Origin of the sequence: Hydrogenophaga palleronii (genome assembly GCF_031457455.1) — a bacterium.
GTDB classification, from domain to species: Bacteria; Pseudomonadota; Gammaproteobacteria; order Burkholderiales; family Burkholderiaceae_C; genus Hydrogenophaga; species Hydrogenophaga palleronii_A.
Genome location: NZ_JAVDWU010000010.1, coordinates 245,693 through 265,312, shown reverse-complemented (window position 1 = coordinate 265,312; position 19,620 = coordinate 245,693). Strand labels below are relative to the sequence as shown.

19 protein-coding genes, 1 pseudogene and 1 riboswitch are annotated in these 19,620 nt (G+C 63.5%); of the genes and pseudogenes, 4 read left to right on the top strand and 16 right to left on the bottom strand.

The genetic code is table 11. The features are described 5' to 3' along the window. The 5 genes and pseudogenes from J2W49_RS21255 to metX form a co-directional block, all read right to left on the bottom strand. On the bottom strand, positions 1–1,275 hold a 1,275-nt coding region (locus J2W49_RS21255; protein ID WP_310320871.1), incomplete at its 3' end, for a methyl-accepting chemotaxis protein. A gap of 54 nt (positions 1,276–1,329) precedes the next feature. Beyond that, complete coding sequence (locus J2W49_RS21250; RefSeq protein ID WP_310320870.1) at positions 1,330–1,854, bottom strand: chemotaxis protein CheW; 525 nt, start codon at positions 1,852–1,854, stop codon at positions 1,330–1,332. Between the two features lie 210 nt (positions 1,855–2,064). Next, positions 2,065–3,003, bottom strand: a pseudogene (locus J2W49_RS21245) (methyl-accepting chemotaxis protein); the annotation flags it as partial. 515 nt (positions 3,004–3,518) lie between these two features. Beyond that, positions 3,519–4,100, bottom strand: a complete 582-nt coding sequence (metW, locus tag J2W49_RS21240) for a methionine biosynthesis protein MetW (protein ID WP_310320866.1) — start codon at positions 4,098–4,100, stop codon at positions 3,519–3,521. Continuing rightward, complete coding sequence (gene metX / locus J2W49_RS21235; protein ID WP_310320883.1) at positions 4,093–5,286, bottom strand: homoserine O-succinyltransferase MetX; 1,194 nt, start codon at positions 5,284–5,286, stop codon at positions 4,093–4,095. The genes metW and metX overlap by 8 nt, the downstream gene beginning before the upstream one ends. 50 nt (positions 5,287–5,336) lie before the next feature. Continuing rightward, a riboswitch (SAM riboswitch) is annotated at positions 5,337–5,412 on the bottom strand. Positions 5,413–5,799: 387 nt separating this feature from the next. Between metX and J2W49_RS21230 the strand changes: the two genes are divergently transcribed. Then, on the top strand, positions 5,800–6,207 hold the full coding sequence (locus tag J2W49_RS21230) for an RNA recognition motif domain-containing protein (RefSeq protein WP_310320864.1): 408 nt from the start codon (positions 5,800–5,802) through the stop codon (positions 6,205–6,207). Positions 6,208–6,329: 122 nt separating this feature from the next. On the opposite strand, the gene J2W49_RS21225 is transcribed toward J2W49_RS21230, so the two are convergent. The 4 genes from J2W49_RS21225 to J2W49_RS21210 form a co-directional block, all read right to left on the bottom strand. Beyond that, positions 6,330–7,118: an SDR family oxidoreductase gene (locus J2W49_RS21225; RefSeq protein ID WP_310320862.1), complete on the bottom strand. Its 789-nt coding sequence runs from the start codon at positions 7,116–7,118 to the stop codon at positions 6,330–6,332. Positions 7,119–7,154: 36 nt separating this feature from the next. Next, a complete protein-coding gene (gene lptC / locus J2W49_RS21220) occupies positions 7,155–7,814 on the bottom strand; it encodes an LPS export ABC transporter periplasmic protein LptC (RefSeq protein ID WP_310320860.1) in 660 nt (219 codons plus the stop codon). Beyond that, positions 7,811–8,377 (bottom strand): KdsC family phosphatase, encoded by a 567-nt coding sequence (locus J2W49_RS21215; protein WP_310320859.1) that lies wholly within the window; start codon positions 8,375–8,377, stop codon positions 7,811–7,813. The genes lptC and J2W49_RS21215 overlap by 4 nt, the downstream gene beginning before the upstream one ends. Positions 8,378–8,497: 120 nt before the next feature. Beyond that, entirely contained in the window at positions 8,498–9,496 is a 999-nt protein-coding gene (locus J2W49_RS21210) for a KpsF/GutQ family sugar-phosphate isomerase (protein WP_310320858.1), read from the bottom strand. Between the two features lie 138 nt (positions 9,497–9,634). On the opposite strand from J2W49_RS21210, the gene J2W49_RS21205 reads away from it, so the two are divergent. Both J2W49_RS21205 and J2W49_RS21200 read left to right on the top strand, forming a co-directional pair. Then, positions 9,635–11,620: a monovalent cation:proton antiporter family protein gene (locus J2W49_RS21205; protein WP_310320857.1), complete on the top strand. Its 1,986-nt coding sequence runs from the start codon at positions 9,635–9,637 to the stop codon at positions 11,618–11,620. Between the two features lie 134 nt (positions 11,621–11,754). Continuing rightward, positions 11,755–12,297 carry an adenine phosphoribosyltransferase gene (locus J2W49_RS21200; RefSeq protein WP_310320854.1) on the top strand — a complete coding sequence of 181 codons (543 nt, stop codon included), beginning with the start codon at positions 11,755–11,757 and terminating at the stop codon, positions 12,295–12,297. Positions 12,298–12,440: 143 nt separating this feature from the next. On the opposite strand, the gene J2W49_RS21195 is transcribed toward J2W49_RS21200, so the two are convergent. The 7 genes from J2W49_RS21195 to rpmH all read right to left on the bottom strand — a co-directional run bounded on the left by J2W49_RS21195 (position 12,441) and on the right by rpmH (position 17,911). After that, positions 12,441–13,097: a hypothetical protein gene (locus J2W49_RS21195; RefSeq protein WP_310320852.1), complete on the bottom strand. Its 657-nt coding sequence runs from the start codon at positions 13,095–13,097 to the stop codon at positions 12,441–12,443. Positions 13,098–13,191: 94 nt separating this feature from the next. Continuing rightward, positions 13,192–13,683, bottom strand: coding sequence for a Crp/Fnr family transcriptional regulator (locus J2W49_RS21190; RefSeq protein ID WP_310320850.1), 492 nt, complete (start codon positions 13,681–13,683; stop codon positions 13,192–13,194). Between the two features lie 106 nt (positions 13,684–13,789). After that, complete coding sequence (gene mnmE, locus J2W49_RS21185) at positions 13,790–15,205, bottom strand: tRNA uridine-5-carboxymethylaminomethyl(34) synthesis GTPase MnmE (RefSeq protein ID WP_310320847.1); 1,416 nt, start codon at positions 15,203–15,205, stop codon at positions 13,790–13,792. A 71-nt stretch (positions 15,206–15,276) separates the two neighbouring features. Continuing rightward, a complete protein-coding gene (gene yidC, locus J2W49_RS21180; RefSeq protein WP_310320845.1) occupies positions 15,277–17,013 on the bottom strand; it encodes a membrane protein insertase YidC in 1,737 nt (578 codons plus the stop codon). Then, positions 17,010–17,297: a membrane protein insertion efficiency factor YidD gene (gene yidD / locus J2W49_RS21175; RefSeq protein ID WP_310320843.1), complete on the bottom strand. Its 288-nt coding sequence runs from the start codon at positions 17,295–17,297 to the stop codon at positions 17,010–17,012. The genes yidC and yidD overlap by 4 nt, the downstream gene beginning before the upstream one ends. After that, positions 17,287–17,706: a ribonuclease P protein component gene (locus J2W49_RS21170; RefSeq protein ID WP_310320841.1), complete on the bottom strand. Its 420-nt coding sequence runs from the start codon at positions 17,704–17,706 to the stop codon at positions 17,287–17,289. Before J2W49_RS21170 ends, yidD begins: the two co-directional genes overlap by 11 nt. Before the next feature lie 70 nt (positions 17,707–17,776). Continuing rightward, a complete protein-coding gene (gene rpmH / locus J2W49_RS21165) occupies positions 17,777–17,911 on the bottom strand; it encodes a 50S ribosomal protein L34 (RefSeq protein WP_066096666.1) in 135 nt (44 codons plus the stop codon). Between the two features lie 217 nt (positions 17,912–18,128). Between rpmH and dnaA the strand changes: the two genes are divergently transcribed. Then, on the top strand, positions 18,129–19,535 hold the full coding sequence (gene dnaA / locus J2W49_RS21160) for a chromosomal replication initiator protein DnaA (RefSeq protein ID WP_310320838.1): 1,407 nt from the start codon (positions 18,129–18,131) through the stop codon (positions 19,533–19,535). Positions 19,536–19,620 lie beyond the last annotated feature (85 nt).

Below are 19,620 nucleotides of genomic sequence, written 5' to 3'. Positions count from 1 at the left end.
GTTGCTCGCGGCCTGTTCGGTGCGTGCAGACAGGTCCTGGTTGCCCGAGGCAATCTCCAGCGACGCCGTGTTGATGCTGTCCGTGGCGCTGCGCAGATCGCGGATGATGGCGACGAAGCGTTGGCGCATGTTCTCGACCTCGCGCACCAGCACACCGATCTCGTCCTTGCGGTCGGAACGGAACGCCTTGGACAGATCGCCTTGGGCCACCGTGGTGACGGCGACCGTCAGGTCGGCCAATGGGCGGCTGACGTTGCGGCGCACCAGGGCGTACATGGCAACACCCAGCAGGGCGGTCACGGCAGCCAGCATGGCCCAGAACGCGTAGATGGAGTCCCAGAACGACGCCATGGCTTCATCGTCGGACACTTCGGCCACGACCCACCAGCCACCCGCCTGCGACGCACGCATGACGGCCCATGGAGAAGAGGCGTTGGCATTGAAGAGGGCTGTGGCGTTGCGCACGAAGCCGTCGGAAGAATTCCGCATCTCGGTGAGGAAGGCATCGGCCTGTGGGTTCACTTCCAGCACCTTCTTGCCGGAGGCGGTGGGGTGCGAAATGAAAATGGCGTCGGCGTTGGACTTCCTTGGATCGATGACATAGCTGCCACCCGATTCGAAGAACCTGGCTTCACCCACCAGTTTGTCCAGCGAGGCCTGGAAATCGGCAATATCGAACCCGATGAACAAGATGCCCACGACCGCGCCGGCTTCGTTGCGGACGGCTTCGTAATGCGTCATGTAGGGCTTGCCAAACAGCACGGCGCGCCCGGTGTAGGTCTTGCCTTCCAGCATCAATGGGTACGCCGGGTGGGTGCGGTCCAGCAGCGTGCCCATGGCGCGCTCGCCATCGGCCTTTTTCAGCGAAGTGCTGATGCGCTCGAAGTCATCGCCCTTGCGCATGAAGATGGTGGCCACGCCACCGTTCTGCGCATGGAAACTGTCCACCTCGGTGAAATCGTCGTTGAGCAACATGCCCCAGCCCTTAAGCATGCCGGCCTCTTCATCCAGATCGAACTTGTCGGCGAATTTCTGACGGAACGGCCGGTACGCCCGATCGGTCATCATCCGCGCGGTGCCGTCAAACGCATCGATCGAACCGGCAATCGACTCCGCCTTGTCGCCCATCCATTCCACCTGCCGCTCTCGGGAAGTGCTTTCCATGGCCACGGCCATCACGGTGCTGACCACAATCAGCACGCCGGCGAGCAGGGCAACGGACAACAAGGCAACGCGACGCGCCACCGACGGAGTTTTTGAAACGGACGGACTCATGCCGACTCCTTATGGCTTCTGTGACAGGAAGAAGAATGGGAAACGGGCAGTGAATTACTGCAGCACCTGACTGGTATCCATGAGGCCCATGTCGGCGCTGGACATGAGGGCTTCGATGTCCATGAGGATCAGCATGCGCTCACCCACGCTGGCAATGCCGGTGATGAAGCCGGTGTCCACGGTGGCGTTCATCTCTGGCGCAGGCTTGATCAGGTCGCCCGCGAGTTCGAGCACGTCAGACACCGAGTCCACCACCGCACCCACCACGCGGCCGCGCACATTGAGCACGATCACCACGGTGAAGCCGTTGTATTCCACCTTCTCGCAACCGAGCTTGATGCGCAGGTCCACCACCGGCACGATCACGCCGCGCAGGTTGACCACGCCTTTGATGAAGTGGGGTGCGTTGGCGATGCGCGTGGGCTCTTCATACGAGCGGATCTCCTGCACGCGCAGGATGTCGATGCCGTATTCCTCTGCACCCAGGCGAAAGGTCAGGAATTCGGCCGCGGCTTTCTGGGCGGCCGCGCGCGCGCTGTCGTGGCGAGCGATGTGATTGGCGTCGTTGCGCATGTCCATGGTGGAAGTCCTCAATAAAAGCGGATTGGTCCATGGAATATCGGCCGGATGAGCGTCAACTGAAGGTGCAATAAAGTCACGAAAGCGCTGGCAATACAGCGTTTAACCTGTGTTTGAATACCTTCGTTGACGTTGTTCGCCATGCCAGCGACTAGCAGGCGAAAGAAAAAGGCGCCTTCAGAGGCGCCCTTTTCTTGAGTAAGCAGCCACTCAGTGGAGCTGGGCACCCAGCCTGAACACGCTCACAGCCTGCACCAGTTGCTGGGCCTGCTGTTGCAGGCTGGACGCGGCAGCGGCGCTTTCTTCGACCAACGCGGCGTTTTGCTGCGTGGTCTGATCCATCTGGCTCACAGCCTCGCTCACCTGCCCCACCCCCGCGCTCTGTTCGGTGCTGGCGCTGCTGATCTCGCCCACGATATCGGTCACGCGCTGGATGGACGTCACGATCTCTTGCATGGTGGTGCCTGCCTGGTCCACCAGCCGCGTGCCTTGCTCAACGCGCTCCACACTGGCGCCGATCAAGCCCTTGATCTCCTTGGCCGCCTCGGCACTGCGCTGCGCCAGGTTGCGCACCTCGCCAGCCACCACCGCAAAGCCCCGGCCCTGCTCACCGGCACGCGCGGCTTCCACCGCCGCGTTCAGGGCAAGGATGTTGGTCTGGAAGGCGATGCCATCGATCACGCCGATGATGTCGCTGATCTTCTTGCTGCTGTCGTTGATGTCCTTCATCGTCTGCACCACGCGGCTCACCACTTCTCCGCCCTGAACGGCCACAGAGCTGGCGCTGGCAGCGAGCTGGTTGGCCTGGCGGGCGTTGTCGGCGTTCTGACTGGCGGTCGAGCCCATCTGTTCCATGGAGGCAGAGGTCTGCTCCAGCGCCGAGGCCTGTTGCTCGGTGCGGCTGGAGAGATCGCTGTTGCCCTGCGCGATTTCTGCGCTGGCAGAAGCCACGTTGTCGGCCCCCTGGCGCACCTGGGTCACCACACGGGTGAGCGAGGTCTGCATGTCTTTCATGGTGGCCAACAATGGCGTGAATTCGTCGCGTGCGTCGTCCACCACGGCAGTGGTCAGGTCGCCATCGCGCACACGCTCGGCCACCGCCTGCGTGGCGGTCACACGCCGACGCAGCACCGACGCGACATACGCAGAAAAGCCCATCATGGCGACCAACAGCGTGCCTGCCAGACCCGCGATCAGGTTGGACGTGCTGGTCGCGTCCTTTCGAATCTGGCTGATGTCGCTGCTCAGCCCTTTGGTCTGGATGTCAAGGCCACTGCTGAACGCGTCGAGGAGCCGATTGCGCGCCGGGATGGTCACGTCCACCAGGTAGGCAAACGCTTCTTCTTTCTTGCCCTCCTGGATCAGGGCGATGTTCGCGCCACCGACTTTCCAGAATTCGGAGAGCAGCGGCGGCAAGGTGGTGAAGTGGGCCTTGGCCTCGGGCGTGAACAGCCGCTTTTCGTAGGCCGCCAGTGCCTCGTCCATGTGCTTGCGGTACAAGCATCCACCCCCCTCCTGACGCTCAAGAACCCAGGTGCTTATTGCATCACCATCGGCGTGGCTGTGCGGCTTCTGAAGCGAGATAAGTCACGCCTTTACCTCTACTTTGAAAGCTTGCGTGCGGGTGCACTGGCAACCGCGGCAAACCACGCAGGCAGAAAAAGTCAGTTCGAAAACTTGAACACGGCCGTGCTGGCCATGAGGTTGGGCAACGTGCGCACTTCTTGACCCTGGTGCAACCCAAAACTGTCGACGATGGTCAGACCGCAGCTGCGCGCCAGCACCTCGAAGTCCGCATGCGTGCCGACCCGGATGTTGGGCGTGTCGTACCACTGGTAGGGCAGGCGCCGGGTCACGGGCATGCGGCCTTGCAGCACGGCCAGCCGGTTGGGCCAGTGCGCGAAGTTGGGAAAGGCCACCACGCCAATACGACCCACGCGCGCGGTTTCACGCAGCATCGTCTCGGTGTTGCGCAGGTGTTGCAAGGTGTCGATCTGCAGCACCACGTCGAAAGCGTCGTCTTCGAACATGGTCAGGCCGTCTTCCAGGTTCAGCTGCAACACGTTCACGCCACGTTTGATGCAGGCGAGCACCTTGGCGTCGTCGATCTCCACGCCATAGCCGGTGCAGCCTCGCGTGGCCTGCAAATGGGCCATCATTGCGCCATCGCCACAACCCAGATCGAGCACCCGCGAACCTGGTGGCACCAGCCGGGCGATCGAATCCATCACGTCATGTTCAGCCATGGGCCACCTCCGCGGTCAGCGATTCACCCACCGTGCGATCAAAGTACGCACGCACAGCGTGGTGGTAGCGCGCATCGTCGAGCAGGAAGGCGTCGTGCCCATGCGGCGCGTCGATTTCGCAATAGCTCACTTCGCGCCGGTTTTCCAGCAAGGCCTTGACCATTTCTCGGCTGCGCGCGGGTGAAAAGCGCCAGTCGGTGGTGAAGCTGATCAGCAGGAACTTCGCGCGCGCGCGGGCCAGGGCGGCGCTGAGGTTGCCATCGAAGGCACGCGCGGGGTCGAAGTAATCGAGCGCACGGGTGATCAACAAGTAGGTGTTGGCATCGAAGTACTCGCTGAACTTGTCGCCCTGGTAGCGCAGGTAGCTCTCGATCTGGAATTCCACGTCTAGTGTGCTGTATCGGTAGGCGAGTTCGGCCACGGCCGCCGGGTCTTCGTCATCGGCAGGTCTGAGCGATCTCCCGAATTTCTCGTTCATCACGTCATCACTGAGGTAGGTGATGTGGCCGATCATGCGGGCGATGCGCAGGCCACGGCGGGGCAGGGTGCCTTCGCGCAGGTAATGCCCACCCAAAAAATCCGGGTCGGTCACGATGGCGCGGCGGGCGACTTCGTTGAAGGCGATGTTCTCGGCCGTGAGATTGGGCGCGCTGGCCACCACCACCGCGTGCCGCACGCGATCGGGGTACTGCAGCGTCCAGGAAAGGGTCTGCATGCCCCCCAGGCTGCCGCCCATCACGGCCGCCAGGGTCTCGATGCCCAGCGCGTCGAGCAGGCGCGCCTGCGCATGTACCCAGTCTTCCACCGTCACCACCGGAAAGTCGGCTCCCCAGGGCTGGCCCGTGGCAGGGTTGATGTGGGTGGGGCCGGTGCTGCCGAAACAGGAACCCAGGTTGTTGACGCTCACCACGAAATAGCGATCGGTGTCCACCGGCTTGCCGGGACCGATCATGTTGTTCCACCAGCCTTCGCTGCGCGCCAGGGGCTGGCCGCTGGCGTCTGCATGCCAGCCGGCCACATGGTGGGAGGCGTTGAGCGCGTGACAGACCAGCACGGCGTTCGTGCGCCCGACATTGAGCGTGCCATAGGTCTCATAGACCAGTTCGTAGGCCGGCAAGACCGCACCGCTTTGCAATGGCAATGGGTCGGTGAAACGGCGCGTTTGGGGTGTGACGATCACTTGGATGCACCTCGGGCCGCAGGAGGCCCAAAAAAGAAAACCCGGTGCCGCAAGGTGCGAGACCGGGAGTCTCCCCTTTAGCGGCATTTTTAAAGCGCCCGCAATCCGGAACAAATCGGCGCTGGGTGGCAGTATAAATTGAACCACCTGCCCCGCCCTGATGGTCTGCCCTTCCAACACCCTGGCGGGAGCAGGAATCCTCCCGTCGATTGCCGCCTGTCCGCGGCGGCAATGAGCGGATCGGCCTGCGTGCCCGTTGGCGCCGCAGGGCCGGCCACGGTCAGATTCCCGACCTTCGATCCGGCATTGACCGTGGTGTTGTGCCGGCGCATCGCCTCCAAAAGCGGTCACCACCGTTAACAAAAAAGTCTTTCGTTCCGGGGCATTCAGCGCATAATGCGCTGGCGTGGGTCTAAAAACCTCGCTTGACAAGTGATCGGTTGGTTTCGCGTGCTACAGGTTTTGTTTGCTAACGGGGCTCCATCGCTATTTTTCTCAGTGTTATTAGGAGTCCCAACAATGGGCAACAAACTGTACGTGGGCAACCTGCCTTACACCGTGCGCGACGAAGACCTGCAACAGGCATTCGGCGCTTTTGGCTCTGTCAACAGCGCCAAAGTCATGATGGAGCGCGACACAGGTCGCTCAAAAGGTTTTGGTTTTGTGGAAATGGGCAGCGATGCTGAAGCCCAGTCCGCCATCGAAGGCATGAATGGTCAGTCGCTGGGCGGTCGCAGCCTGGTGGTGAACGAAGCCCGTCCGATGGAAGCACGTCCTCCCCGTTCGGGTGGCGGCGGCTTTGGCGGTGGCCGCAGCGGCGGTGGCGGCTTTGGTGGTGGTGGCGGCAGCGACGGCGGTTTCCGCAGCCCCTACGGCGGCGGCGGTCGTCGTGAAGGTGGCGGCGGCGGTGGCCGCGGTGGCTACTGATCCACAGCGTTGAGCCCCTGACCCGGTGAAGATCGGGTTCAGACAAAGGCCCCTCGGTTTTGCCCAGGGGCTTTTTTCATGGCCGGTGGTTTTTTAGCGCCAGCGGTTCTTCCCATGGAAGCTCAGGCGCGCTTGCCCTTCTGTCGGTGCTTTCGAGGCCGCCCGGCCAGCAGACGGTCAAACAACGGATTGGGCAAGAGACGCAGCAGTTTGGCCACCACCCCCATTTGCCAGGGAATCACCCGGTAGCTGACCTGACCCTGGATGGCCTGAAAGGCCCGCTCGGCGAATGCCTCCGCACTCAGCAGGAACGGCATGCCATAGCGGTTCTGGCGTGTCAGTGGCGTGTCCACATAGCCCGGCAGCAAAGTCACCACCGCCACCCCGCTGCCACGCAGCTCGCCCCGCAGGCTCTCGCAGTAGGCCACCACCGCCGCCTTGCTGGCGCAATAGGCGCCATGACCGGGCAGACCCCGGATGGCCGCCACACTGGCGATGCCGACCAGCGTGCCACTGCCCCGTTCGCGCATGGCCGTCACAAAAGGATGGAAGGTGGCCGCCAACCCCGTGTTGTTGGTGGCAAAGGTCCGGACCATCACGTCAATGTCATCGCGCTCGGCCGTGTCCATGCCGATGCTGATGCCGGCGTTGGCGATCACCACGTCTGGGACGCCTTGCGCCGCCACACAGGCCTGTGCTGCCGCCACGAGGCTGTCGGTATCGCTCACGTCGGCGCCGTAAATGCGACAACGATCAACGCCCAGGCCCTGCGCATCGGCCCAGGCTTGTGTGTCGTCCGTGCGCCGCGCCACCAGCGCCAGCCGGTAGCCTGACTGCGCAAAACGCGCAGCCAGCGCCTGCCCGATGCCACTGGAAGCGCCGGTGATGAGAACGAGCGGGAGCTGAGACATGCCGGTGTCACCTCGCAGCCAAAGAAGGGGATTTGCTCATCGCGGCTGCATCTGCACCTTCACCCGCCCCTTGAGCATGGCGGCCTGGCGGTCGCCACGGTACACCATGCTGTCGGCGCGCATCTGGTCATTGTCCCGGATCAGCAGCACCGGCTGGTCCGATGCCAACATGTCCCATTTGGTCAGCACCCGCAAATACTCGCCATGAAACTCCAGCCGTGGCAAACGTTTGCCAGCGGCATTCTTCCCCGCCTGCCGCACCACGATCGCATCGCCTTCCAGGACGAACTCCGTGTTGTCGCCGTTGCTGGTCACGCGCTGCGCCGTGGCCGTGGTCAGCAGTCCTTCCGGGCTGTAGTTTCGGATGCGGGCCTTGTCGATCTCCAGGGTGTCCGTGTCGGGGTAGTGCCGCCCTTCTGCGCCATACACCTCGGACTTGATGCGCCCATTGGCGTCAAACACTTTGACCGAGAAACGTCGCATGCGGTAATCGGGCTCGTGCACCAGTTCCCGCTCTGCGGGTGGCACCTCGGGTATGGGTGTGGCGCGCAACAGCCAGTAAGACGCCAGCGCCAGCAAACCCATCAACAGGACCGGCAGGTAGATCGAGACCTGGTCCCAGAACTGGTACACCCGTTTCTTGACCATACGCTGCGGTGCTTTCACCAGCGGCTCCAATGGCAACGTGCTGTTCATCGTGCGGCCACCTCCAGCTCACGGGCATAGACGCCACTGGCGACCAGCAGCAGATCGCACAGTTCACGCACGGCCCCCATGCCAGGGGCTCGTTGCGTGACATGATGGACCACCGCCAGCACTTCCGCATGGGCGGTCGCAGGTGCACAGGCGAGTGCCGCCCGACGCAGCATGGGAAGGTCGGGCCAGTCGTCTCCCATGGCTGCGGCGTCCACCCATGTCAGTCCCAGCTCACTGAGGATGGCCTCGGCGGCGGGTCGCTTGTCTTCCGTGCCATAGCGCACATGCACCACCCCCAGCGCTTCGAGTCGCCGTCGCAGCGCGGGTGAATCGCGTCCCGTGATCACGGCGGGGGTGATGCCGGCCCGCTGCAGCAGTTTGATGCCATGGCCGTCCAGCGTATGAAACCGCTTGATCGACTCACCCGCTTCACTGAAATAGAGGCTCCCGTCGGTGAGCACGCCGTCCACATCAAAAAACACCACGCGCACCGCTTGCGAACGCAGCAACAGCTCCGGCGCGAAGTTCAGAGTGGGACGCAGCGGTGGCAGATCAGGAGACATGAAGCAATGCTAACTGCAGAGGAGAAGTTCGAGCGAAGTGCCTTAATGCCAGGGCGCCGCGGAATCGGCTTTGCCGGGCCACCGTCCCCCGCGTGGAAGCAGTGCAGCGGCGCAGGGAGGTCAAATCACCTTCGCTCGCATGAGGTCGTTGCTGTTGAGCGCACCGCACAGGCGGCCCGCCTCGTCGACCACCAACACGCTGGTGATGCGCGTGGCCTCCATGAGCTCTGCGGCGGTCACGGCCAGCGCATCGGCGCGGATGGTGCGCGGATCCGGGTGCATGACCTCGCGCGCCGTCAGGTTGCGGAGATCGCTGTTGTTCTCGCTCTTTTCAATCAGGCGGCGCAAGTCGCCATCGGTGAAGATGCCCAGCACACGGTTGTCGTCGTCGACGATGGCGCTGGCGCCGAGGCCTTTGGCGCTGATCTCGCGCATCAGGGTCATGAGCCCGGCCTCCTGCGTGACCCGAGGCAAGGCATCGCCGGTGCGCATCACGTCGCGCACATGGGTGAGCAGCTTGCGCCCCAGTGTGCCCCCTGGATGGGAGCGCGCGAAATCGTCGGCCTTGAAGCCACGGGCATCCAGCAACGCCACGGCAATCGCGTCGCCCATGGCCAGCTGGGCCGTGGTGCTGGCTGTGGGGGCGAGGTTGTGCGGGCAGGCCTCTTTTTCCACGGAAGCGTCCAGCACCACCTCGGCATGCTGCCCGAGGGTGGAGCGCACGCGGCCGGTGATGGCCACCAGCGGCACGCCCATGCGCTTGATGAGCGGCAGGATGACGGTGAGCTCTTCGCTTTCACCGCTGTTGCTGATCCCCAGCACCACATCAGCTGGGGTGATCATGCCCAGATCCCCATGGCTGGCTTCCGCCGGATGCACGAACATGGCCGGCGTGCCAGTGGACGCCAGCGTGGCCGCGATCTTGCGGCCGATGTGGCCACTCTTGCCGATCCCCATCACCACCACCCGGCCCTGGCAGGCGAGCATGAGCGACAGGGCTTGAGCGAAGCTGCCGTCCAGCCGCTGCGCCATGGCGGTGATGGCCGCGGCCTCGATCTGCAAGGTTTCTCGGGCAAACGCGGTTGCGCGCGTCGGGTCAAAGGTGGAGGGCAACTGCATCGACGGATTATCGCCGTTCGTGTCGGTCCTGGCTGTTCTTCCATGCGCACCATCCGGCGCGGCGCGGCAACCCGACGGGGCGGGGTCCCGCATCTGCGCCCCCACGCGAAAGGCGCTGCCAGCCCTTAATATCGGCCCATGAATTCGCTCGACATTGCGCTCCTGTACCTGCTGGCCGCTGTGTTGGGCGTGGTGGCGTGCCGTCAGCTCAAGCTGCCGCCGATGCTGGGCTACCTGGTCGTCGGCATTCTTATCGGGCCCAACGCGCTCGCGCTGGCCCAGAACTCCAGCGGCATTCGCTACCTGGCCGAGTTCGGTGTGGTCTTCCTCATGTTTGTGATCGGACTGGAGTTCAGTCTGCCCAAGCTCAGAGCGATGAAGCGTCATGTGTTCGGCCTGGGCCTGTCCCAGGTGGTGCTGACCGTGCTCATCACCACCGGCGCCTCGTTGGCCTTGACTCTGATGCTGCCGACCTGGTGGGACATTTCCTGGCAGATCGCCCTGGCGCTGGGCGGGGTGATGGCCATGAGCAGCACGGCCATCGTGATCAAGCTGATGGCCGAAAGGCTGGAGCTGGAATCCGAGCACGGCAAACGTGTCATGGGCATTCTGCTGTTCCAGGATCTGGCGGTGGTGCCCTTGCTGGTGCTGATTCCCGCCCTTGCAGCCGATCCGGACAAGCTGTTCCCGGCCCTGGCATTGGCGCTGGTGAAGGCAGTGGTGCTGCTGGGCATTCTGCTCACCGGCGGTCAGAAGGTGATGCGCTGGTGGCTGACCCTGGTGGCGCGCCAGAAGAGCGATGAACTGTTCATGCTCAACCTGCTGCTCATCACCCTGGGCCTGGCCTGGCTCACCGAACACGCCGGGCTGTCCCTGGCGCTGGGCGCCTTCGTGGCTGGCATGCTGATTTCGGAGACGGAATACAAGCACCAGGTGGAGACCGATATCCGGCCGTTTCACGACGTGCTGCTGGGCCTGTTCTTCATCACCATCGGCATGATGCTGGACTGGCGGCTGGTGCTTGATCGCTGGCCGCTGGTGCTGTTGCTGATGTCGCTGTCCGTGGCTTTCAAACTCGCCCTGATCACGGGTCTGACCCGGTTGTTTGGCGCATCCATGGGCGTGTCGCTGCGAGTGGGGTTGTACCTGGCGCAGGGCGGCGAGTTCGGCCTGGTGCTGCTCACCCTGGCCGGCCAGAACAACCTGGTGCCCCCACAGCTGTTCAACCCCATTCTGGCCAGCATGGTGATCTCCATGCTGGCCACGCCCTTCATCATCCTCTACACCAATGCCATCGTGGGCCGAGTGGTGGGCAGCGACTGGCTGATGCAGTCGGTGCAGATGACCAGCATCGCGCGCAAAGCCATCAATGCCGACAAGCACGTGATCATCTGTGGCTATGGCCGCTGCGGTCAGAACCTGGCCCGGCTGCTGGATGGCGAAGGCATTCCGTACATGGCGCTGGACCTCGACCCCGACCGGGTGCGCCAGGCCGCTGCGGCCGGGCATTCGGTCGTGTTTGGTGACGCCGCTCGGCTGCAGGCGCTCATGGCGGCCGGGTTGCATCGCGCCAGCGCGGTGGTCGTCACCTACCTGGACACGCCCAGCGCCCTCAAGGTGTTGCACCACGCACAGGAACAGGCGGTGCACGTGCCGGTGGTGGTGCGCACGGTGGACGACGCTGACCTGGAAAAACTGCGCGGCGCTGGCGCCACCGAGGTGGTGCCCGAGGCCATTGAGGCCAGTCTGATGCTGGCCAGCCACGCCCTGGCACTGGTGGGCGTGCCCATGCGGCGCGTGATCCGCGTGGTGCAGGATCAGCGCGATGCGCGCTACAACCTGCTGCGCGGTTATTTCCACGGCGCCGACGACGACAGCCTCGATGAGATTGATCATGAGCGGCTGCACACGGTGACCTTGCCCACAGGGGGCCGCTCGGTCGGCAAGACACTCGGTCATCTGGCCCTGGAAGCGATCGGCGTGCGGCTCGTGAGCTTGCGCCGTGCCGGCGGCAAGGCAGCAGTGTTTGACGACGACACCGTGATGGAAGGCGGCGACACCCTGGTGCTGGGCGGCAAGGCGCAAGCCCTGTCGTTGGCAGAAGACAAGCTGCTGTCCGGCTGACGCGAGCAACCAAGGCGCTTCCGGCAGCTGCGAGGGCCGGCTGCACGTGCAGGCACAGCGCTTTTGCATGCTGCGCCAGGGATCCCGCGTGAGGCGGCTGGCCCATAATGACCGATCCGCAACGGACCCTGCCCATGGACACCTCTGCCTATCTGAAATCCCACATCCGCACCGTGCCCGACTGGCCCGCACCCGGTGTGCAGTTTCGCGACATCACCCCGCTGCTGCAGGATCCCAAAGTGTTTCGTGTGCTGATCGACACGTTCGTGCATCGGTACATGGACCCCGGGCTGCGGCCCACGGTCATCGCTGGGCTGGACGCCAGGGGTTTCATCATCGGCTCCGTGCTGGCCTATGAACTGGGCGTGGGCTTTGTGCCCATTCGCAAAAAGGGCAAGCTGCCTTTCACCACGGTCGAAGAAACCTACGAACTCGAATACGGGAGTGCAACGGTCGAACTGCACACCGATGCGGTTCGGGCAGGCGACAAGGTGGTGTTGATCGACGACCTCATTGCCACCGGCGGCACCATGATGGCGGGGTGCAAATTGCTGGAGAAGCTAGGCGCCGAGGTGATGGAAGGCGCTGCCATCGTGGACCTGCCTGAACTGGGTGGATCAGCCAAGCTGCGTGCCTCGGGACTGCCCCTGTTCACCCTGGTCGACTTCGCCGGTTGAACTTGAACACCCCCGCAGCGCTTCGCGCTACCCCCTCAAGGGGGCGATACCAGTCGTCCGGCAGAGCCGGCCCGACGGAATCTCTGGATGGGACATTTCGCGCCGGAGGGCTTGGCACACCCGCAGGGCGCGGGGGCAACGCTCTACAGCTTTCCGTACTGGGTTTCGCTCAGTGCGCTGAAATCGCTGTGGGACTCGGGCACAGGCAGGTTCTCGCCCTCCTCAAGCAGCGGACGGCGGATGGGGTTCGCCGCTTTTTGCAGCGCTCGCCGGAAAGCCTCCACTTCTTCCGCCTGAACGCCTTGCACCCGGGTGCTTTCCGGGTTCCGATCGGGCACCGGAATCGCCGTCTCGCTGGGCTCGGCCGGCTCGCGGCGGGTCTGCGCCGCCACGGCGGCCTTCAGCGCAATGCCCCGTTGATCATGGACCGCCTTGCGGCGCCAGTACACCGAGCGCACCTGCATGTCGTGCCTGGACTGGGCACTGGCCTGGATCCAGCGCTCGATTTCAAGCAGGTATTCGTCGGGCATGCTCTCCGTGGGCAAGGCCAGATCGACCAGCACCAGAAAACCATCGCCGTTCGCGTCCAGGGTGAGCACCTTGAATTCGTAGCTGGTGGACAGGACCCCGCCGCGAATCATGGATTCCCGCACCACGGAGAACAGCTGCTCCCGACGCAGGATGCGGCGACCCCGACGCGGAGAAATCAGTGGCAAGGTGGTCTGCGCGAACGTGCGGCGACCACGTCTTGATCGACTGGCGGTGGATTTTTTGGCTTTCAGCCAGTTGAGCATGAACATGATGTGAGTATGCGCAACAGGCTGCGGCGCAATGGTTGGAATAGCAGGTACGTTTCGGTTCAGTTCCGCCGCACCGAGGGGGCAAAGGCGTTGTTCAGGTCACGGCGATGCGTTTGGGTCGGTTGTACATGCGGCGGGCCAGCACGGCCGACATCGCCACGGTGAGTTCAAGCGCCAGGTCCGGGTGCCGCACGGAGAACTCCCGAAACCGCAGGGGGGTAAGGCACCACAAGCGGCAGTCGCTGCCGGCATGTACCGTGGCGCTGCGTGGCAGGTGGCTGAAAAACGCGCCTTCACCGAGCACCGACCCGGCGCCGACCACCGCGATGCGGATGCGCTCCTTGCTGTCCTCGTAATGCACGGTGAGGGTGCCGCTTTCCACAAAGTAGACGGTGCGGTCCTTCACACCCTGCTCGATCAGCACCTTTCCCAGCTGGAGTGACACCGGCTGGAGGTAACTGGCCACGATCTGCCACTGCGGCTCGGTGAGCGTCAGCGGCACGGCGTCCAGCGCGTTGCAATGCCGCATGGCGTGGGCCAAGGCATGGATATCGGGGCGGGTGGTCGCAGTGACGACGTCTGTCATGGGAGCAAGATAACCGCCCACAAGCTCCGCCTGCAATGTGTATTTACCGCTTATTACAGTTGGGCTCCCGGCGGCGCCTGACCGGTTCCCAGCGGTTACTTAGGTGTTATTTGCCGATGCAAAAACGCGAAAAAATCTCGCCCAGCAAGTCATCTGCGCTGAACTCACCCGTAATTTCCCCCAACGCACCCTGTGCCAGCCGCAGCTCCTCGGCCAGCAGATCCAGGTGTTCGGCCTGGGCTGCCAGCAGGTCTGAGGCACTGTTCAGGTGAACGTCGACCCGGGCCAGCGCCTGCAGGTGGCGTTCACGCGCCATGAACAAGCCTTCGCTGCCCTGTTGCCAGCCGGCCAGCGACAAAAGGCGTTGCCGCAGCAGGTCAATGCCGTCGCCCCGTTTGGCAGACAACAGAATGCCCTCCGGCCCGGCCACATCAGCAAGGGTGGCGTGTTCTGCGCACTGGTCCAGCTTGTTCCAGACCTGGACCACGGCCACGCCCGGCGGCAACGCCGCTGCGATGGCGGCATCGTCGGCCTGGTAGCTGACGCCGTCGCATCGCGTGAGGTCGTGCAGGAACACCACCGCATCGGCCTGGGCAATCTGGCCCCAGGCCCGCTCGATGCCGATCCGCTCCACCTCATCCACCTCGGGGCTGTCGCGCAGGCCGGCGGTGTCGATCACATGAAGGGGAACCCCCTCGATCTGAATCGTCTGCTGCACCACATCGCGGGTGGTCCCTGGAATGGGGGTGACGATGGCCAGTTCTGCGCCCGCCAGTGCGTTGAGCAAGGAGCTTTTGCCCGCATTGGGCTGCCCGGCAATCACCACTTTGAGCCCGTCGCGCAACAAGGCCCCCTGGCGGGCCTGGGCCATCACCGCAGCCAAAGCGGTCTGCAGGCGCTGCAGCTGTCCCGTGGCATCGGCCTTCTGCAGGAAGTCGACGTCTTCTTCCGGAAAGTCGAGCGTGGCTTCAACCAGCATCCTCAAATGGATCAGCGCATCACGCAAGCCATGAACGCGCTCCGAAAACACCCCGGCCAGCGAGCGGCTGGCGCTGCGCGCAGCGGCTTCGGTGCTGGCGTCAATCAGATCGGCCACCGCTTCGGCCTGCGCCAGGTCGAGCTTGTCGTTCAGGAACGCCCGCTCCGTGAACTCACCGGGCCGCGCCGGTCGCAAGCCAGGCAGCAAGGGTTCGTCAGCGGCAGATCTCGTTTGTGCCACCGCCAGACAACGCGCCAGCAGCAATTGCAGCACCACCGGACCGCCGTGACCTTGCAGCTCAAGCACATCTTCACCGGTGTACGAGTGAGGCCCCGGAAACCAGATCGCGAGCCCCTGGTCGATCGGCTGGCCGTTATCGTCCGGAATGGGCAGGTAGGTGGCCTCTCGCGCACGCAGCTCGCGGCCCAACAAGGCGCGCACAAAGGGCGCCAATCCACGCCCAGACACCCGCACGATGCCCACGGCACCGCGACCCGGTGCAGTGGCGATGGCGGCAATGGGGTCGTGCTGGGTGCTGAGCATGGGCCTGATTCTGCGCGAATGGAAAGGGAAAGGGCCGCTACAGCGGCCCTTTCAGCAGAACAACAAACCGGTCACTTGGCCGGGGTGTTGCCTTTAAAGAGATCAAACGGCAGGGTGAACTTCAATGGCACGCCCATGCGGTGGTTGATATGCGCCTGCTGCGCAATCGTCAACACGTTGTTGGTGATCCAGTAGAGCACCAGACCGGCCGGGAAGAAGAAGAACATCACCGAGAACATCAGCGGCATCATCCACATCAGCTTGGCTTGCAGCGGATCCGGCGGCAGCGGGTTCAGTGCGGTCTGGATCATGGTCGTCGCGGCCATCACCAGCGGCAGGATGAAGAAGGGATCGGGTGAAGACAAATCGGTGATCCAGGCCATCCAGGGCGCGTTGCGCATTTCCACGCTGGAAAGCAGCACCCAGTACAGGGCGATGAACACCGGAATCTGGATCAGGATGGGGAAGCAGCCACCCAGCGGGTTGACCTTTTCTTCCCGGTACATCTTCATCATCTCCTGCTGCATGGCTTGCGGATTGCCTTTCAGGCGCTCCCGCATTTCCATGATGCGCGGGTTGATCTTCTTCATCTTGGCCATGCTGCGGTAGGCGCTGGCGTTGAGCCAGTAGAACGACGCCTTGATCAGCACCACCAGCAGAACGATGGACCAGCCCCAGTTGCCCACGAAGCCGTGGATCTTTTCCATCAGCCAGTACAGCGGTTTGGCCAGAATGGTCAGCCAGCCGTAGTCCTTCACCAGTTCCAGACCCGGCGCAATGGTCTCCAGCACCTTCTCGTCCTGAGGCCCCACGAACAGCACGGCCTGCTGGTTCAGCGACTGGCCGGGCTCCAGTGCAGGCAGCGCCGTGATGGCGCCCACCGCATACAGGTTGTTGTCAATGCGGCGGGCAAAGTTTTCGCGCGCCACACCGGCGTCAAGCACCCAGGCTGTGGCGAAGTAGTGCTGGACCATGGCCACATAGCCGTCACTGCTGTTCTTCTGGAAGCTGGCCTTGTTCTTTTCAATATCTTCGAACTCCACCTTCTGGAACTTGTTCTCTTCGGAGTACACGGCCGGGCCGGTGAAGGTCGAATAGAAGGGCGTGTCACTGGCAAGCTTGCTGCCATCACGAACCAGCTGCAGGTACAGCTGCGGGCTGACCGACTGACCGGTGTTGTTGCGCACTTCGTGCTGCACCGCAATGTCGTAGTGCCCGCGCTTCAAGGTGTAGGTCTTGATCAGCTGCACACCCCCGACCTCTGCCGACTCGAAACGCACCTGCAGTTCATCCTGACCATCAGCGAGGGAAACCGGGCCGCTCGCCAGGGTCATGGGCGTCTTGTGCGTGGGGAAGCTGCCACCGATCAGACCCGACTGGGCCAGATAGATGCTGCTGCCGTTCTGCGTCAACAGCGTGAAAGGCTGTTCGCTCTGGTCCTTGCTGGAGCGGGTGGCCGCCGCATGTTCCAGCAGATCGGCACCGATCAACGACCCGCCTTCGCTGTTGAAGGTGAGCTTGAGCACATCGGTGGTGACCATATGGCGCTGGGCCACCGCAGTCGGCGCACCGCCGGGCGCCTCGCCAACAGCGGCCGTACCCGTCGTCGGGCCTGGCGTGGCCGTGGCTGCGGGCAGGCTGGCATCTGCGACCGGGCTGGTCGCTGTGCCGGCGGCCGGTGCGGCCACGGGCGCGGCGCCAGGGAAGAACGTGGGCTGCTGGCCATTGTGGATCTGCCATTTGTCCCAGATCAGGACCATGGACAGACCAAATACCACCCACAGGATGGACCGACGGATGTCATTCATGACGCATTTTTCTTTTCTGAGGGAGGAGGGATCAGACGGGAAAACAGCGGCGGCACCTGCTCTGGCACCGGGTCACAGCCCCCTTCGCACCAGGGATGGCAACGGCCCAGACGCCTGAGGGAAAGGTAACTTCCGCGGGCGGCGCCATGGCGGTTCAGCGCTTCGAGCGCGTAGGCGGAGCAGGTGGGCTCAAAACGGCAACTGCTGCCCAGCCACGGACTGAGCAGCAGGCGGTATCCCTTGACCAGCGTGATCAGGACATTGCGGGGCCAGTCAACCAGCATGTGCGGTCTCCGGCACCTGCGCCCTTGGCAAAGGCGTTGTCACGCGACCCAGCAACAACTCCAATTCGGCGCGCACGGCGCGTTTGAGCACATCTGAGGTAGCGCTGAGGAATTGCTTGCGGCTGAACTCGCTGCGAAGGCGCACCACCAGGGCGGCCTGAGGCAAGTCGGGAGCCATCGCCCTGGCCGTTTCGTAGATCTGCCGGCGGATGGCGTTGCGCGTCACGGCCCTGCGGGCCCAGCGTTTGGGCAGCAGCACACCCAGCCAGGTGTCGGCCACGGGGAACAGCAGACGGGCATCTGGCGCATGACCCAACCTCGTGCTGTGCAGCGCAAAGTGGGGGGTTTTCGCCACGGGAGCACCGGCCATGACGACCTGAAACTGCTGCCGGGATTTGAGCCGTTGCATCAGTGAACAAGCGCAAGGCTCACCACGGAAAAGGGCCGCACCAGACATGGCCGGCACCGCACATCCGGGCTCAGACGGCCAGGCGCTTGCGGCCTTTGGCGCGGCGGGCGTTGATCACGGCACGGCCGCCGCGGGTCTTCATGCGAACCAGAAAGCCGTGGGTGCGGGCGCGTTTGATCTTGGAGGGCTGGTAAGTGCGTTTCATGGTGCTCGGTAGTAATCGGGGAAACCCGCAATTATCGCAAACAATTCCAATGCCCGGCAAGCACTTGGCGTTGACACCCGTGAAGCGACTTCAAGCCGCGGCGCAGCGGAGGCGGAAAATTCAACCAGCGCCCTTGTGGATAAGTGGGCCGCCGCACTACAATCCCCGGCCAGCCCCGATCCGATTGTCCACAACATAAGCGCACCCGTATTCCAACATGATCGAGGGCACTTCCTCCGCCAGATTGCCGGCCCATGCCACCTCCTTGTGGCAGTCCTGCATCGAGCAACTGGCACAAGACATTCCCGAGCAGCAGTTCAATACCTGGATCCGGCCCCTGTCGGCCACGGTGGCCGACGACCGCACCAAAGTGGTGGTGGCCGTGGCCAACCGCTTCAAACTGGACTGGATCCGGGCCCAGTACGCGGCACGCATATCGGCCTTGCTTGAAAACATACAAGGCCACCCTGTGGTGCTTGAGTTGGCACTCACTCCGCGCGAAGGGCCCAGCAGGACTTCGCCTGCTCCACGTGTCTCCCAAGACCCCTTGCTGGCCGAAGTGCCCGACCTCGCGCCCGCGGAGGTGGTTCACCCCAGTGGCCCCAAGACCCGCCTGAACCTGGCACTGACCTTTGGCTCCCTGGTGGAAGGCTCTGCCAACCGCATGGCCCGCGCTGCGGCCATGCACGTGGCGGGCAGCCTGGGCCAGTTGTACAACCCGCTGTTCATCTACGGCGGTGTGGGCTTGGGCAAGACCCATCTGGTGCATGCCATCGGCAACCATTTGCTGTCCGACCGCCCCAACGCCAAAGTTCTCTACATCCACGCTGAACAATTTGTTTCAGATGTGGTCAAGGCCTACCAGCGCAAGACCTTCGACGAGTTCAAGGAGCGTTACCACTCGCTGGACCTGCTGCTGATCGACGACGTGCAGTTCTTCGCCAACAAGGAGCGCACCCAGGAGGAGTTCTTCAACGCCTTTGAAGCGCTGCTGGCCAAAAAGAGCCACATCGTGCTCACCAGTGACACCTACCCCAAGGGTCTGGCCGACATCCACGAACGACTGGTTTCGCGCTTCGACTCCGGCCTGACCGTGGCCATTGAGCCGCCCGAGCTTGAGATGCGGGTGGCCATTCTGATCAACAAGGCGGCCCTGGAGAACGCCGTGATGCCCGAGGAAGTGGCGTTCTTCGTGGCCAAGAACGTGCGCTCCAACGTGCGCGAATTGGAAGGCGCACTGCGCAAGATCCTTGCCTACTCGCGCTTCAACCAGAAAGAGATCTCCATCCAGCTGGCCCGCGAGGCCTTGCGCGACCTGCTGTCGATCCAGAACCGGCAGATCAGCGTGGAGAACATCCAGAAAACGGTGGCCGACTTCTACAAGATCAAGGTCGCCGACATGTACAGCAAGAAGCGCCCGGCCAGCATCGCGCGCCCCCGACAGATTGCCATGTTCCTGGCCAAGGAGCTCACCCAGAAGAGCCTGCCCGAGATCGGTGAGCTGTTTGGCGGGCGCGACCACACCACGGTGTTGCACGCGGTGCGCAAGATTGGCGCCGAGCGCCAGCAAAACACCGAGCTCAACCAGCAGTTGCACGTGCTGGAACAGACGCTCAAGGGCTAGCACTCCATGCCCGGTTCCAGCCAGCCACCGCCATTGCTTCGTTCATTGCAGCACCCGGAATCGCAGTTCCGGCGCGTTTCAAAGG

Coding starts and splice junctions, on each gene's coding strand:
- dnaA (WP_310320838.1), top strand. CDS start 18,129: ATGATCGAGGGCACTTCCTCCGCCAGATTGCCGGCCCATGCCACCTCC.
- J2W49_RS21230 (WP_310320864.1), top strand. CDS start 5,800: ATGGGCAACAAACTGTACGTGGGCAACCTGCCTTACACCGTGCGCGAC.
- J2W49_RS21225 (WP_310320862.1), bottom strand. CDS start 7,118: ATGTCTCAGCTCCCGCTCGTTCTCATCACCGGCGCTTCCAGTGGCATC.
- J2W49_RS21250 (WP_310320870.1), bottom strand. CDS start 1,854: ATGGACATGCGCAACGACGCCAATCACATCGCTCGCCACGACAGCGCG.
- J2W49_RS21210 (WP_310320858.1), bottom strand. CDS start 9,496: ATGCAGTTGCCCTCCACCTTTGACCCGACGCGCGCAACCGCGTTTGCC.
- mnmE (WP_310320847.1), bottom strand. CDS start 15,205: ATGCTCAGCACCCAGCACGACCCCATTGCCGCCATCGCCACTGCACCG.
- yidC (WP_310320845.1), bottom strand. CDS start 17,013: ATGAATGACATCCGTCGGTCCATCCTGTGGGTGGTATTTGGTCTGTCC.
- J2W49_RS21195 (WP_310320852.1), bottom strand. CDS start 13,097: ATGTTCATGCTCAACTGGCTGAAAGCCAAAAAATCCACCGCCAGTCGA.
- J2W49_RS21215 (WP_310320859.1), bottom strand. CDS start 8,377: ATGTCTCCTGATCTGCCACCGCTGCGTCCCACTCTGAACTTCGCGCCG.
- rpmH (WP_066096666.1), bottom strand. CDS start 17,911: ATGAAACGCACTTACCAGCCCTCCAAGATCAAACGCGCCCGCACCCAC.
- J2W49_RS21205 (WP_310320857.1), top strand. CDS start 9,635: ATGAATTCGCTCGACATTGCGCTCCTGTACCTGCTGGCCGCTGTGTTG.
- metW (WP_310320866.1), bottom strand. CDS start 4,100: ATGGCTGAACATGACGTGATGGATTCGATCGCCCGGCTGGTGCCACCA.
- J2W49_RS21170 (WP_310320841.1), bottom strand. CDS start 17,706: ATGCAACGGCTCAAATCCCGGCAGCAGTTTCAGGTCGTCATGGCCGGT.
- J2W49_RS21190 (WP_310320850.1), bottom strand. CDS start 13,683: ATGACAGACGTCGTCACTGCGACCACCCGCCCCGATATCCATGCCTTG.
- yidD (WP_310320843.1), bottom strand. CDS start 17,297: ATGCTGGTTGACTGGCCCCGCAATGTCCTGATCACGCTGGTCAAGGGA.
- J2W49_RS21200 (WP_310320854.1), top strand. CDS start 11,755: ATGGACACCTCTGCCTATCTGAAATCCCACATCCGCACCGTGCCCGAC.
- lptC (WP_310320860.1), bottom strand. CDS start 7,814: ATGAACAGCACGTTGCCATTGGAGCCGCTGGTGAAAGCACCGCAGCGT.